This window comes from Brevibacillus agri, assembly GCF_004117055.1.
GTDB classification, from domain to species: Bacteria; Bacillota; Bacilli; order Brevibacillales; family Brevibacillaceae; genus Brevibacillus; species Brevibacillus agri.
Genome location: NZ_CP026363.1, coordinates 623,341 through 638,014 on the forward strand (window position 1 = coordinate 623,341; position 14,674 = coordinate 638,014).

Consider the following 14,674-nt stretch of genomic DNA (forward strand, 5'->3'; position numbering starts at 1 on the left):
AGGAAAAGAGATGCCATCCATGCACCGGGTTCGTCTGGCAAATATTAAGCTCGAAAACGGCACGAGGGTCATACCCGATCAAACTTACGTTTTTTTAGCACTTCACGCGCTCTACATTCTGGAGAACGGAGGCGGCAAAACGAGCTGGATCCAATCCGTCCTGCAAACAGTGCTTCCGAACGTCATGCTCGGATCCCGCCATTACAAAGATGTGGTGCAGACGAAAAGCACGGGGCATATTGCGGTTGAATGGAGGATCGACGGGGTTTTGGAGCGGTACGTGTGTACAGGGTTCTGTTTTTATAACAGCGTGGATTCGAAGCACGAGCTTCAATATTTTAACTATGTCTACGAGTATGGTCCTCGGGACAACTTTAATATCTCATCCCTTCCGTTTGTTTCGGAGCATCGGAGTGTGATGGGATTTCATGAGTTGCGGCGGTTCCTTAAAAACCAGACCGAGTGGCAGGTGTATCTCCCCGAAAATAACGGAGATTATGCCATCCATCTTGGAAAGTACGGGATCCACTCCCAGGAGTGGAAAAGCATCCAAGAGGTAAACGGCCGCGAGTCTTCCATGGACAAATACTTTGAAAATGCAAAATCTGTGGAAATGCTTATGGAACGCCTCATCGTTCCGACGCTGGAGGATGCTATCTATGCAACGGAGGAAGCAAAAAAAAGCCTCATTCAAAGCTTTGGGGTGTTCCAAAAAAATCTGATGGAAATCCCACAGATCAAGAACAATCTCGAAGAAGCGGAGAAAATTGAGACTCATGCCAAGCGTTTGCTTGCTGAGCTCGAAACTCTGCACCTCTATGCGGCCGCGTACCAAGGCGCTGTGGACCGCAAGCAGCGATGGCTTACCGCTGTGTCGAAGGCAAAGGAGGACGTTGCAAACCTACTTGAGAAACTGGAGCACGATCTCGCCTCCAATCAAAGCGAGTCCATGGAATTGGAGCGCCTGCAGCATGCACAGCAGATCCAGATGGAACATGGGAAAACTGAGTCTCTCCAGCGCGATATGGAATCAGCAAAGGAACGCCTCCGCCAGCAAGAGCAGAATTTGCAGGCAGCCGAAGATGCGTATCGGTTTGCCCGAGGCAATCTTTACTTTCAGGCATACCAGAAGGCGCAAGGCGATTACCGGGGTGCCGAGGTCCAAATGCAGGCCCGCAAAGCAGAACATGATGAGCAGCTGGAGATGTATCTCAGAAAAAAGACGCAGTTCGAGCAAGCAATCGCAAGGGAACTTCGCGGTACCCAGTCCCAATCGGATGAGGTGGAGGCTTCCATCCAGGAAAACAAGGAATGCCAGCGGGAAAACGCCCTGCAACGGCAAAAGCTTTCGGTGGAGCAGGCTAGGCTAGATGCTGTGCGGGAGGAGCTCGAAACCTGGGTGGAAGAAACGGAAGCGGAGCGCGAGAGGCTGCTACCGATCATCGGGCCCAAATTGAGTTTCGACCCCAAAGGCGTGGAAATGGAATTCAAAACAAACTATCGGGACCGTGAGGCGTCATTTGAGCAGCATAGGCTCGATCTCGACGAAGCTGAAAGCCGCGGTCGGCAAATCGCCAAAGAGGAAAGAGAAACTTTGGCACTGCTGCAGACGGCGGAAGAATCGCGTAAGGACGTGGTCCGAAAGCAAGAGGCATTTGAACACCTCTCGGGCCTCACCTCTTCCGCGATTGACCCGTGGTTCCGTGTACATACTTCGCTGTATGACCAGGAAACGTCCATTACGCTTCGGCTGAAAGGCGCAGAGGAAAAAGCCAGCGCACGCGTACAACAAACGCGCAATGCCGTCGACACGCTGCGGAGACAAATTGCCCGTTATACCAATCGGGACCATATCATTACTTCCGATGAACTGATGTCCGTCCACGACTATCTCGAAGAGAGAGGGGTATCTGCAGAGTACGGCGTCAAATATGTCAAAGCGCAGGATGAACGGTTCCGCGATCAGTACCCGCATCTCACTCGGCTGCTGCCGTTCGGTCTGCTCATTCGGGAAGAAGAGTGGGGGAGAGTGCAGCAGCTCATGCATCGAGCCCCTGCGCCTCTTAAGGAACTGCCGACTTGGTTCTTCCTTTTAGAACGTCTCGGGTCAGATGTGCCGTTTGGCGATGAGGGGGCGTTTGTGCGGGTCACATCGTCGTTTTCCATATTTCAGCCACATGAGGTGCTCTCCCTCGTTGAAGAAGAGGTCATTCGCCAGAAGGTTCTTCAACTGGAATCTCAGCTTCAAACGGAAGAAGCAGCAGATGCCGAAGCCAAGGCTGACCTTGCCGCGGTTCAACGGGCATTGTTTACATGGAACAATTTTCTTTCCCGATATCCAACACGCCCTGACTTTGAATCCGAACTGGCGGGTTTTAATGCTGCAATCGCTGCGCACAATGTTGTGCTTCAAGAAATCAAAGAAAAAGCGCAGGCGTGCTTATCGTGCCAAAATGACCTCCGAGCAAAAATGGAACAGTGGTTACACGACAAAGGAAGCCTCATGACCCTCGTCCGCGATGTAGAGCATTATGCGGCACGCGCAGCGCTTTGGCCCGAGAAAGAGACACGGCTTACTGAAGCCCTCATTCGTTTGGAAGAAATTACTGAACAGCTCCCTCTTCTCACGGATGCATTTGCACAACTGGAGCGAGCGGAGAAACTATTGAGCGAGCGTCGGGACCAACTGATCCAAAGTAAGGCTATGCTTCAAAGCAAGAAAGAGCAGTATGAGCTTGGCACGAGCGACGACCTCTGCTTTGTGCCCCTGCCGACCGCAGAAAGTGAATATGTAGCAATTCGTGCGGAAATACAGCAAATCGGTCTGGGCATCACGGAGCTTCAAAAAAACATGGACAAAGCAAAGGCAGATATGGAATCCGCCCAGCAGCAGATCGAGTTTCTGAAATATACCATAATGGACATGGAGGCGCACCATGAGCACACCACGCCATTGATGGTGCAGGAGCGGGAGCAGGAGGTGGAGGAGTCTCGATACCGTAAAGAACAAGCTTCAACGGTGTATATTCGGCACGAAACTGAGCACAACCGTCAGTCAGAGCAGGAAGCCGTTCTTACCAAAAAATTTACAGGCACATACGGAGTCGATCCGCTTGCCGTCGAAACACCGAGCGTGACTGAACTAAAGGCGCGCATGCTCCTGAATACCCAGCAGCGAGAAAAAGCAGAGGTGGAGCAGAAGAAGCAGAACGACCTGTGGCACGAGCTCGACAAAATCGTGGACGGGTACGACACCGTAATGGCGCAGATCAAAGACCGAGGGATTGCACCAATGGTGGAAGAAGAGCGCCTTACGTTCGGACCTACATGGACATTCCAGCATAAACGGTTGAAAGACGATGAGTCTCTTGCGGAACGGGAAAAACGAAATGCAGAGTGGAAGGTTGAAAGCGTGTACGACGCCTTCCGCAAAGATCTGCAGTCTTCCGCGAATGCGTATGTCTCCCAAATGCTTCGGCAGATTGATACCCTAACCGCTACGCCCAAGCGTTACGATTTTCTGTATGTGAACGCACGGTTTCAAGAAAGTTTTGAGGCGGTGGAAGCATACCGAAGAAAGTATGAATTGGATTTGGAGCAGCGCGCCAAAGATCGGGAAGAGATGATCTTCCGTTTCCATACTCGCGTCAAAGAAATGTATGACGCCATTATGGAAATTCCAAAGCGCTCCCGTATTGATTGGAACGGCAAGCGGGTGCGTGTCGTGGAAATCGTATACCCGTGGCGGGAGGACACGATCGTGTGGGAAAAGCTGAAATTCCACCTGGACGCACTACTTCAGGATCTCTCCGCCATGAAAAAGCAGGGAGAGACGGAACAAAAGATGGAGGCCTACATCCACGCCCAGCTTAGGACGTCGGTGCTCCTGTCGGTGGTATCTTCGTTTTCCACTTGTGAATTCAAAGTGGCGAAACCGCTCAACGACGAAAATATTGTCCAGCCGATTTCTCACCACTCTTGGGAAAACGTGCATGTATGGAGCGGAGGACAAAAATATTTTGGGTATATGGCCGTATTTGTTTCACTCTTGTCAGCGGTCCGCATGAAACTGACGGGGAGCGATCAATCCTGGAAAGTGATTGTGGCGGATAACCCCTTCGGCTCTGCGTCCTCGCATCATATCTTGGAGCCGCTCCTTGCCGTGTGTAATGCAAACCATGTTCAACTAGTGTGCCTCACGGCAATACGGGATGAAGGGATTGTCTCCCACTTCGACATTGTCTACAGCAACCGCTACTTTCACACAGGAAGTGTCGAGATCATGCAGAGCAAGTTGGAGAACAAATCACCTTCGGCTCTTCGCTCAATCCATGTTAACTTTTCAGCCAGCTCGTAAAAGTGCAACGGCAAAAGCCGATGTATCAGATTACAGATAAACTCCTTTTGGCATGGCAGCTCTCGAAAGCTCAGCACGTCGCGGAGCGCAATGGTTGGACACGGTTCGTTTCCATGGAAAATAGACTTAACTTACTCTATCGGGAAGAAGAAAGGGGAATGCTCCCGCCTTTGCAAAGATGAGGGAGTTGGCGGCACTCCGTATTGCCTTTGGCTGCTGGCCGGTTAACCTGAGATTGGAATGAGCAGACCTTGTAATTCGAGAATGACCAGGTAGCAAAGGGGTTGTTTTCAAGAACGGAAGAAGCTGATCGCAAAGTTACGGAAATTGCCGCTAACCGAGGCCTTCCACGTGCAAAAATCGCACTTGCGTGGCTGTTGCAAAAAGAAGAAGTCACAGCACCGATTATCGTGTTGACCGAGATCATCCATCTCGAAGATGTGGTTTCGGCGCGGACGGTTAAATTGACACCTGAAGAAATCACGAGTTTAGAAGAACTTTATGTACCGCATCAACTGGTAGGGAACACAATAAACACAACTGCTCTTCGGACGGACACTCTTAAGATGTTCGTTGAATGATGTAGTTGTTTCTCTTAATGGCTAAAGGGAAATGTTAGTTGAACAAAGCGATCTCAAATGATATGGGCCATCCCGCAAGGGTTGGCCCTAAAACTTGCCGTTACCGACAGTGTGGAGAACCATACCACAAATAGTGTTAAAGCAAAAGGTTGAACTAGAGGTAACTGGAGATATATTAGGAGATTTCGATTAAAATTATCATGAACAAAAAATCACGCTACTTTTGAACTCAACACAATCGAATTATCTTCGATATTGTTGAGTTCTTCAATTTAATCGCCTTCCTTTGATTAACAAATCTAATAATATCAAGGAATTATACTCGATAGGACTTAGGACTGTTAACTATGGCAGAAAAAGTAGTATACTGGGACTATATTGGAAACCATTTACTTTTGGGGAGGAAGGTCCTTGCGAGCACCTGATTTAACAGCAGACGAAGTTAAAGACATTTGTCCTGAGTGTGATAATATTGAGTTTTTGGGTAAAGGTGGGCAAAAGGCCGTATTCTCCTGCCTAATTGATGGAGGCAGATACGCAATAAAATTTCTGGATTTAACAAATGTTCAAAGCGATCAGGGACCACAAGACTTGTTAGGTCTAGACTCACAGTTAACGGTCTCCCCAATGGAGGATATTAGGGAAGACGTATTGGCAAGGGCTAAACGTGAAATTGATATTATGGACCGTTGTGAGACACCAACCTTAGTTAAGTTAGGTCCAATTGGAATGACATTTGTTGATTATAATAAGACAGATTGTAATATCAAGTGCGACACCTAGATAAAAAAACGGCCCATGATTGATTCGTGTAAAATGAAGTCACGACAACACCATTTACACAGGAGAATCAATCATGAGTTATACACATCTTAGCATAACAGAGCGTAGTGAGCTAGCACTCCTTCATCGTTTGGGTTGGTCTGCCCGCGCCATTGCCAGAGAACTCAAACGGCATCATGCTACCATTGCCCGTGAGTTAAAACGGGGTTGTAAGGCAGGGGAATATCAGGCAGAAGCCGCGCATGAGGTTTACGAGAAACGTCGCGAACGGTCTGTTCCCAGAGGCAAGCGGACTCCTGAACGTGAGCATTACATTGCCAGTAAGCTGGCGCAGACCTGGTCTCCCGAGCAGATTGCCGGACGGATGAGTCAGGAATGCCCCGAACAGAAAGTGTCGTTTAAAACGATGTATCGCTGGCTGTATCAGGGCTTTTTGGTTAAAGGAGATACCACCGTTTTACGCCACAAAGGGAAACGCCGGAGACCAATCGAAACACGTGGTCGTTTCAACGTAGGAAAGTCCATTCGGCAGCGACCCAAGGAAGTACGAAAGCGTGAGAGCTTTGGTCATTGGGAACGGGATACGGTTGTTTCCAGCCGTGGAAAAAGTAAGGCGTGTGTCGCGACGTTCGCTGAGCGCAAGACACGCTTTTACCTTGCCGTAAAGATGCCTGATCGTACCTCGGCTTCCATGGAAAAGGCCTTTGGTTTCGTTGCTGAATCGTTACCGAAAGGATCGTTTCAAACAGCTACCGTTGACCGTGGCAAAGAGTTTGCCTGTTACGAACGGCTGGAGTCAGCACATGGCGTAAACATTTACTTTGCCGATCCCTACTCTTCCTGGCAAAGGGGCACGAACGAGAACGCAAATGGCCTTCTGCGAGAATTTTTTCCCAAAGGCAAGGATTTTGCCGAAGTCTCCGAGGAGGAACTGATTCAGGCCTTGGAGCTCATTAACAATCGGCCAAGAAAATGTCTGGGTTGGAAGACCGCTTACGAATCATTCATGGAAGCTCTGTCGCACTTGTCTTGACAATTCGTCGATTAAGAAAGCAATCAGTGGTTGCTTTCTTTTTTATGTGAGCCTTTTGCAAAATTAGGTTTTCGTTTAAAAAATGAAGTTTAATGGTACGTAAAGTGGGAAATGCCACTTTTATAAGGTAAAGCCTAAAAGCAAGATGGGCATTCGGACAGAATTTTGCGATGCTGCTTTTTTCAAAAGAGTGCTTAGGCCGTTTTTTTGGATGGCTTGGCTTTCTTTCCTGCCAGAGCAGACACCAATAATACGATAGCATTCAAATACACATACGTTTTCACTTTTTGAATGCCACCGACATGTAGATCATTCGCTGTCAGGTTTTCCTTTAAACGGGCATTGCATCGCTCTACACTCGTCCGTTTGTGATACATCTTCTTCCAATTCTTTGTGTCCCGATGTGGCAAAGAAAATCTGCGGAGATCATCGTGGACGTTCACTTTTACGACCATTCCGTAGTTGGAGGAAGAGCACCAAGCTGAGCCGTGTGGGCACTCTACTTTTCCCATCACATGCGGGCAACGAAATTTGAGATGGGTTCCGTCAGCACCTGCGTACACCATTTCAAATCCCATGCTGCATCGAGGCGTTCCGTTTGACGTATAACCAGCAGGTGGCTCTTTCTCGTTTCGGAGGTTTAGAGGAATGATAGCCTGTGCCTTGTATTGATGAGCGATTTCGTAGTTCTTGAGATGATCGTATCCACCATCCATCACGTAATTCTTACACACTTCCTTGGCTTGGTTGTTCACTTGTGCCAGGAGAGGAGGAGCCATGTCTCCATCGTTGACGTGAGCAGGAGTGACTTCTAAAGCAACAGGCAATTCGCTGTCCGCGTCTACTGCCAGATGAATTTTGTAACCGAACCACGTGATTTTATTGCCAAAGGAGTCGAACTTGGCTCCCCAGGTGGCGTTTCCTGTTCCTTGGCAGCGAGATTTCGGTTGCTTTTTTTCATACGCATCAATCGCCGTGCTGTCGATGGCAATGGTCGTTCCTGTAATGATTCCCTCTTCACGGCATTGCATGACGAGGTCGTAAAACAGCTTCTCGGCAACGCTTTTCTGGACAATTTGAGCAAATACGCGACTAAACGTTGCAATGGATGGAACGGGTCGATCAATGGGAAACCCACACTGGTAACGAAAGCGTAAATCACTTGTGAGTCTCAGATGAAGAGCAGTAAATTGCGAAATTCCTTCGAAAGGAGCCGCCAACAAAGACCGTAAAATCGCTTCGCGGCTGTGTCCCGTTGCCCCTTGGGGCGTAATGCTTCTCAATTCTTTGGCGTACGGGCGTAAGTCCAGAACCGAAAAAAATAAGGGCAGACGTTCTTTCGATTCAAGTTTTTGCAGTTCCTCAAAGGAAAAAAGTGATGGCTGGAGAATATACAAGTGACTTCACCTTCCTCGAAAAGTTTTCGTGTGTGGTTGCTTGAAAACTTCTCCTTCTTGGGGTGAAGTCCTTTTTTATGCTTTTCAAGTGCTTGATACGAAAGGGCTCAGAAATCTGCAAAAGGCTCATGTGTAAAATGCAATTTACAAAAATCTCAAAAAATATTGTTGTGGCTTATCAAAAATGTTATTTCATACTTATTTCGTCTTTTGATATTCATGTTATATTACATCTACAAACTAAGGAGACTCAATAAAACTTCAATATAGTTTATCAACATTCCCTCGACAAAGTAGTGCACTCCTTGTTTAAAAAAACACGAGGGGGAGTAGATAGTATGGAAAAAAATCATTCAGTAGTTCAACTTACAATTGAGGAAATTAAGAAGCAAGAATTAATAAAATTGTTGGCAGAACTCATTAAACAATATGCACAACAAAAACAAAATAAATAAATCTATTTACGAGGTGGCTCATTTAGGAGGGGATTGAATATGAGGTATGCAGTAATTTATGTCAGGGTTTCTACAGAAGAGCAAACAAAAGGCTTTTCTCTTGACGGACAAATTAATGAGGTTCGCAGATATCTTGAACGGAAAGGTTACACTGTATATGAGATTTATATAGATGATGGTTATTCTGGAAAAGATTTTGAACGTCCAGCAGTGCAAAAAATGTTCAGAGACATGCAACAAGGTAAATTTGAGGCAATCGCAGTTTGGAAAGTGGATAGATTATCTCGTTCTAACAACGATGTTTTGACATTAATCAATCACCATCTAAAGCCTAATGATCTAAAGTTATTAGTCAGTACGTGTGATATTGATAGTTCTACAACGAACGGATACATGTTTATTTCTTTACTGTCAACATTCGCTGAATACGAAAGAGCCCAGATTATTGATCGAGTCAATAATGGAATGCAAAAAAGAGCTGAAAATGGAAAATGGAATGGGGGAATAATACTAGGATATGATATCGTGGAAAAACAGTTAGTTATTAACACAGCTGAAAGTCAAATTGTTCAAAAAATATTTGATCTAAGGGCCGAAGGGAAAGGTTATAAATTTATTGCCCATTCATTAGCGTTGCATAAAAAATGAATCCATCTATTGTCAAATTATTCTGAATGACATTTTCAACTTCACAACCAAAAACGAGAACAGCCAAGCAAAAGGTAGCCACTATCCATTTGGTAGTTTTATACATTTATTACAACATCGACAACAACAAACAACACTTACTTCCTTTTCTGTCGCCCTCTGGATGTTCGTTTGGATTGGTAATCCATTCTGCCTATCCATTGTTCAAAGGTCTGCCAGAGAAACACTTTGAGCCATCTACTGATTTGCAGCAGACTGTGCTGACTGTTTCTTTCCAGCTTTACAAGAAGCAACAAGCAGTAAGCAATGAGAGCGAGAAAAACTTGATTCCAGACCGCATTTTCACTTGTTCCATAGAACGTCTTGATCTTTGCGTGTTGTTTCATCCATTTGAAAAACAGTTCTATTTGCCAGCGCCAACGGTAGATGTCGCTCAATTCTTCTGCTTCTAAGTCGAACCGATTGGTGATGATTCGAATACGATTTCCTTTCGAATCATGCGTTTCAATCAGTCGTAACACATTATCCACCCGTTTTTGTGGCGTTCCAAGAAGGATCATGGAGTCGGATAAAACGGAGCTTTCTGGTGGTACTTTGAAAGTATACAAATGACGAGTTTCCGCGTTATCCTTGAGACGTGAAGCAAAAAAGATGCCCTGATCGGTATACTCATCGAACTTTTCATAATCCACGTACCCTCGATCAAAGACGTACATGGCTCCGATCTCATCAATCAGCGACTCCATTTGGGTGCGGTCATTGGATTTGGCACAAGTTAGGGAAATCTTTTCAGGATAGACATCCTCCTGGCTTGCGAAAACGAGACGAAGATGAATTTTGATTCCTGCCTTTGTTTCGCGAAAGGTTGCCCACTTATACTTTTGCAAACATAATCCAATTGTAGTGGAATCAATGATCTTTATGTGTTTTCGAAGAGAGCAGGCTTTTCCGGAAACGCGTTGAATTTGCTGGACAAGGTCGACAAAAACTTCTTCAAGCAAAGCAGGTTCTACCCGATTGTTTTTTCGACTAAGCTGTGCGGGGCTGATCGATGACAGTCCTAATTCTTGCTGAAATTTCTTTGATAGAACATCGTCAGCAATGGCTCGAAGCCCTTCGCGTTGCTGAAGTTGGGCATGTAAAAATAGGAGAAGATACGCTTTTGTCGTCAGCTTCTTCACGTACTTGTCTTGATCCGTTTCGTCAATTCGTTGTTGAAGTTTCATAATATTGATGGGTGCAACCCATTTACCAAATGAAGAAAATAGGGTATTCTTGTCCATGAGCTATCCTTTGCGTTGGATTTGGACAGGAACTACCTGACCTTTCCAGTGTAAAGGATTTTTTTGTTCCCTAGACAACCAAATACCAAAGATTATGTGTATTTTGAATGATGGGAAAAGATTAATGCAACGCTAGTGTTGCCCATTACTTAAATAATAGTGGGATGAAAACAAAAAAAGGTAATCACTTCAGCATTAATACCGTTAAAACAATTTTGGAGAATGCAACATACACTGGGCAGATAGAATGGGGAAAACATCGGGAATGGGAACGAAAGCGCAGAAAGGGAAGACAAGAAGAATACTGCATTGTCAAGGGTGAACACCAACCAATAATTACGATGGAACTTTGGAATCAAGTTCAAAATATAAATGCAGAACAGAATAGGAATAATATTACATATAGCAATTTTAAAGGTGATTTTATCTTAGCGGGAATATTAAAATGTCCTTCCTGTGGTGCAGGGACTGTAATGACTAAAGCCAAAAAGAGGAATAAAGAAGGCTATCATCTTTATTACATGTGCCAAAATTATCACTCAAAGGGGATAACCGCTTGTAGTTCCAATCTGATAAAGAAGGAACTAATAGAAGAAAAGGTTCTTGCGGGCATACAGGGATTACTTACAAATCCTCAAATCGTAGAAAATATTTGCATAGCATTGAATACAGAAAAAAATGAAGGTATTGAGGATCTGCAAGTGCACTTATCTATAGCAAAAACAGAATTAAGAAAAGTAGAAAAGTTGAAACGGGATACTGAGGGATATTATCTGAATGGGGATTTGGACGTTCGGGTTTATAATACAACAATGATTAGTGCATTGGAAAACGAAGAAAGAATAAGAAGTCAAATTGAACAAATCCAAAAGTCTATTTCCACTCATACTTCAGTTTTTCAGATTAGTCGTGAGTTTATTATAGAGGCTCTAAAGGACTTTAATAATCTATCTGAGACTGCTGATAATGAAATGAAGCGTGCGTTGTTACGATCACTTATTAAAAGCATTGAGGTTGAATCAAATCGAAAGGATATCAAAAGTATCGTCTTCTGGTTCACGGAAGACGATACTTTTACGAAATTTGTTTTACCAGAGAATGAGTTGCGGTGAGCCTTATCATAAGTGACGGCAAGTTTTTGAGTTTCGAGCACTCAGGAGCCATTCTAACAAATTACGAGAGTGTACCTTGGGTTTTCCAAAACTGACCATTAACGTAAAGCGCTGAAAAAATGAATTAGAGATGAGATTTAAATGGACCCATTCACCAAACGGGGCATGGTATATTTATGTATGTGGGGAGGAGTCAAAACATGATTGGATTTAATACCGTACTTCCACTTTCAACGGATACATCGGTTGAACACTTTCTTAATATTTGCCGGGTATGGCAACAACGGAGTCCACATACAACGATGATTTTTGACGACCAGCCTATTCAGAATGGTCTGAAGTATGAGAGCGATCAGGAAATAATGGAGTTCGTCCATGTGACGGGAAGTGAAGGCGTGCACTGTGGTGTGCGGCATATCCGAAAAGACGAAGACGGCGAATGGCGAACCGATGTCGTTGGGTATAAAACGGCGGTTGATTTCAAGGTAGCGATTGTTTCGTCACGTTCACATTTCAACGTGACGACCTATACTGAGCTCCCGTTTACCCCATACATCGTAAGTCTGCTCATTCGGGAGACGGGCCCGATGTTTGACGACGGCATCCGCATCGAAGCGGGGCCCAAAGAGGTCACGGAAGAAAACGTCGCCGAGCTCGCTGCGTTGATCAACTGCCAGAAAAGCAATGCAATGCCAGTCATTTACGTCAGCAAGCCGTTTTCCGGCGGTGCGTATCTGACGGACCCTCGAAGGCTGGCATTGAAACTGGCCGGACTGGCGCATGTATATTTCGAGACGGATACGAAGGTATCAACGATGCTGAAGGCATTGACGGATGGAAAAAATGCGTACAATGGCTCAATCGGTATCTATTGGCAAGACCGTAATTTCAGAAGATTTGTGTTGAACGACACAGACGAAAACATCAATCAAAAAATCCAAAATTACGTAAAAACAGTGTTGAATACGCGGAAAACGGCTGACGAATACCGCTGGTCCTACGTTCAACACTTGCAATATCAACGGGCGATCGAGCGGTACCGCGAAGGCGAAGCCGAAAACAACGGGATGATCGAGTACGCTTTGCAGGAAAACGAGGAGCTGCGGGAACAGGTCAGGAGCCTAGAGGCAGAAAACTATTATTTGAAGGGAATACAGCAGATGCTGTATTCAAATGAGTTGGACGAGCAGAGACCGTTGATTTTCAAAGGCGCCGAAGTGGAACTATTCGCCAACGAGCAGGCGGAACTTATTCTCGACATCATTGAGGAGAAGCTCAGGAGCGGAAGCTGTTCAGTACGCATCCGAAATATGTTGGAATCCATTCTGGAAGCCAACGAGCGAACGAACAACAAGAAAACGTTTATCGATCAGGTGAAAGCCGTGCTGACGGAGTCTGGCGGCTTGTCGAGTCAGGGAAAAAGGGAACTAATTAAACTCGGGTTTGAGTTGACTGATGATGGAAAACACTACAAGCTTAAGATTAAGGGTGAAGATCGCTATTCGCATTCTATTGCCAAGACACCAAGTGACGTCCGCTCCGGAGAAAATAACTTCGCACAGTTCAAGAATCGGTTTTTTTAATGAGTTTTCTATCATAATTTTTCCTGAGAGAGCAAGCTGCTCCCATACGAATCAAATATTAATCCTCTCAAATCGTTTTTTAAGGAAAGGATTCGTATTTCCTGATACCATAAGCTTATTTACCTCGCACAACCGTTTTTTGCGAAAACTCCCAGACCCTTTCTTGTAAGCTTACGCAAAAGTAAAAGCTGGAGGCATATTAGTTAAGGGCACCCCAAAAGGTGCCCTAATAACTTGTGGATCGGCTACACTGAATTGGACAATTCTCTTAAGGTCTAGTAGATTGAAATCAAATCGACAAGGAACGGAGAGAATGTCATGCAGAAACGTGAGCGTCGGTCATTTACAGACGAGTTCAAGCAGCAGATGGTTCAACTTTACGAGAATGGGAAACCGCGGGCAGATATTTTGAGAGAATATGATCTGAGTGCATCTGCGTTTGACCGTTGGGTCAAACAGAGTAGAACAACAGGTTCTTTCAAAGAAAAGGACAACCGGACAGAGGAACAGAATGAACTCCTTGCGCTACGTAAGGAAATTCAACGATTGAAAATGGAGAACGATATTTTAAAGCAAGCAGCGCTGATCTTCGGACGAAAATAACAGTGATCCAGCAAAACGCTCATAAGTATCCCATATCGGCCATGTGCAAGATTCTTCAGGTCAATAGGAGTACCTACTACTACGAGAGTAATGAGCAATCATCTGTCAATGATGAAGTGGAACAAGCAATTATCCGTATTTTTGAAGAGAATCAGCGCGTGTATGGAGCAAGGAAGATCAAAGCAAAACTTCAAGAAGAGGGAATGACGGTTTCCAGACGGCGCATTGGACGTCTGATGAAGAAAAACGGCCTGGTCTCGGTCTACACAGTGGCGCAGTATAAACCGCATATGTCGTCATGTAACGAATCGCCGATCCAGAACGAACTGAATCGCGAGTTTGCGAAAGAAGCACCATTGGAAGCCGTTGTGAGTGACTTGACATACGTTCGGGTCGCAAATAAATGGCACTATATTTGCTTGCTCGTAGACTTGTTTAACCGGGGGATCATTGGCTATAGCTGTGGAAAATACAAAGATGCTGCTCTCGTCTACCAGGCTTTTGCAAGCGTAAAGGGAGACTTGCGTCAGATCCAGCTCTTTCATACGGATCGTGGTAGTGAATTTAAAAATCAGACGATTGATGAAGTCATCCACACGTTCGAAATCAAACGTTCCCTGAGCATGAAAGGCTGTCCCTATGACAATGCAGTTGCTGAAGCTACCTTTAAGCTAATCAAAGCAGAGTTCGTAAAGAATCGGCAGTTTGAGTCGTTGACACAGTTGAAGCTAGAATTAGAAAAATACGTCAAGTGGTTTAACGAAACAAGAATTCACTCGACATTGGGGTATCTGAGTCCACTCGTTTACAAACAGAAGGCACTTAAGAAATCCGTCTAG

At 45.2% G+C, this 14,674-nt stretch carries 9 protein-coding genes and 1 pseudogene; 8 read left to right on the forward strand and 2 right to left on the reverse strand.

Annotated features, from left to right (window positions below):
* Window positions 1-10 precede the first annotated feature (10 nt).
* The 4 genes and pseudogenes from BA6348_RS03360 to BA6348_RS03375 all read left to right on the forward strand — a co-directional run bounded on the left by BA6348_RS03360 (window position 11) and on the right by BA6348_RS03375 (window position 6,754).
* The gene (locus tag BA6348_RS03360; RefSeq protein WP_122953493.1) at window positions 11-4,357 is read left to right on the forward strand and encodes a coiled-coil domain-containing protein; all 4,347 of its coding nucleotides are present in this window, start codon (window positions 11-13) and stop codon (window positions 4,355-4,357) included.
* 44 nt (window positions 4,358-4,401) lie between these two features.
* Window positions 4,402-4,938, forward strand: a pseudogene (locus BA6348_RS03365) (aldo/keto reductase); the annotation flags it as partial.
* A gap of 411 nt (window positions 4,939-5,349) precedes the next feature.
* Window positions 5,350-5,721, forward strand: a complete 372-nt coding sequence (locus BA6348_RS03370; protein ID WP_005837343.1) for a hypothetical protein — start codon at window positions 5,350-5,352, stop codon at window positions 5,719-5,721.
* Between the two features lie 73 nt (window positions 5,722-5,794).
* Window positions 5,795-6,754 (forward strand): IS30 family transposase, encoded by a 960-nt coding sequence (locus tag BA6348_RS03375; RefSeq protein WP_129552162.1) that lies wholly within the window; start codon window positions 5,795-5,797, stop codon window positions 6,752-6,754.
* A gap of 194 nt (window positions 6,755-6,948) precedes the next feature.
* On the opposite strand, the gene BA6348_RS03380 is transcribed toward BA6348_RS03375, so the two are convergent.
* A complete protein-coding gene (locus BA6348_RS03380) occupies window positions 6,949-8,151 on the reverse strand; it encodes a transposase (RefSeq protein WP_129552163.1) in 1,203 nt (400 codons plus the stop codon).
* Between the two features lie 494 nt (window positions 8,152-8,645).
* Between BA6348_RS03380 and BA6348_RS03385 the strand changes: the two genes are divergently transcribed.
* Window positions 8,646-9,254 (forward strand): recombinase family protein, encoded by a 609-nt coding sequence (locus BA6348_RS03385; protein WP_005837104.1) that lies wholly within the window; start codon window positions 8,646-8,648, stop codon window positions 9,252-9,254.
* Window positions 9,255-9,391: 137 nt separating this feature from the next.
* On the opposite strand, the gene BA6348_RS03390 is transcribed toward BA6348_RS03385, so the two are convergent.
* A complete protein-coding gene (locus BA6348_RS03390) occupies window positions 9,392-10,537 on the reverse strand; it encodes an IS4 family transposase (protein WP_025845287.1) in 1,146 nt (381 codons plus the stop codon).
* Window positions 10,538-10,701: 164 nt separating this feature from the next.
* Here BA6348_RS03390 and BA6348_RS03395 point away from each other — a divergent pair, with 164 nt between their 5' ends.
* The 3 genes from BA6348_RS03395 (at window position 10,702) to BA6348_RS03405 (ending at window position 14,674) form a co-directional block, all read left to right on the forward strand.
* Window positions 10,702-11,649 carry a recombinase family protein gene (locus tag BA6348_RS03395; RefSeq protein WP_122952389.1) on the forward strand — a complete coding sequence of 316 codons (948 nt, stop codon included), beginning with the start codon at window positions 10,702-10,704 and terminating at the stop codon, window positions 11,647-11,649.
* Window positions 11,650-11,849: 200 nt separating this feature from the next.
* Window positions 11,850-13,232 carry a hypothetical protein gene (locus tag BA6348_RS03400; protein ID WP_007780435.1) on the forward strand — a complete coding sequence of 461 codons (1,383 nt, stop codon included), beginning with the start codon at window positions 11,850-11,852 and terminating at the stop codon, window positions 13,230-13,232.
* A gap of 318 nt (window positions 13,233-13,550) precedes the next feature.
* Window positions 13,551-14,674 (forward strand): IS3 family transposase gene (locus BA6348_RS03405; protein WP_129552164.1). Its coding sequence is split into 2 segments (ribosomal slippage): window positions 13,551-13,800 and window positions 13,800-14,674, totalling 1,125 coding nucleotides; the frame shifts between segments, so codons are not numbered across the junction.

Excerpts from the sequence above, each read along its gene's own strand:
- BA6348_RS03360 (WP_122953493.1), top strand. The coding sequence starts at position 11 with ATGCCATCCATGCACCGGGTTCGTCTGGCAAATATTAAGCTCGAAAAC.
- BA6348_RS03375 (WP_129552162.1), top strand. The coding sequence starts at position 5,795 with ATGAGTTATACACATCTTAGCATAACAGAGCGTAGTGAGCTAGCACTC.
- BA6348_RS03385 (WP_005837104.1), top strand. The coding sequence starts at position 8,646 with ATGAGGTATGCAGTAATTTATGTCAGGGTTTCTACAGAAGAGCAAACA.
- BA6348_RS03390 (WP_025845287.1), bottom strand. The coding sequence starts at position 10,537 with ATGGACAAGAATACCCTATTTTCTTCATTTGGTAAATGGGTTGCACCC.
- BA6348_RS03395 (WP_122952389.1), top strand. The coding sequence starts at position 10,702 with ATGAAAACAAAAAAAGGTAATCACTTCAGCATTAATACCGTTAAAACA.
- BA6348_RS03400 (WP_007780435.1), top strand. The coding sequence starts at position 11,850 with ATGATTGGATTTAATACCGTACTTCCACTTTCAACGGATACATCGGTT.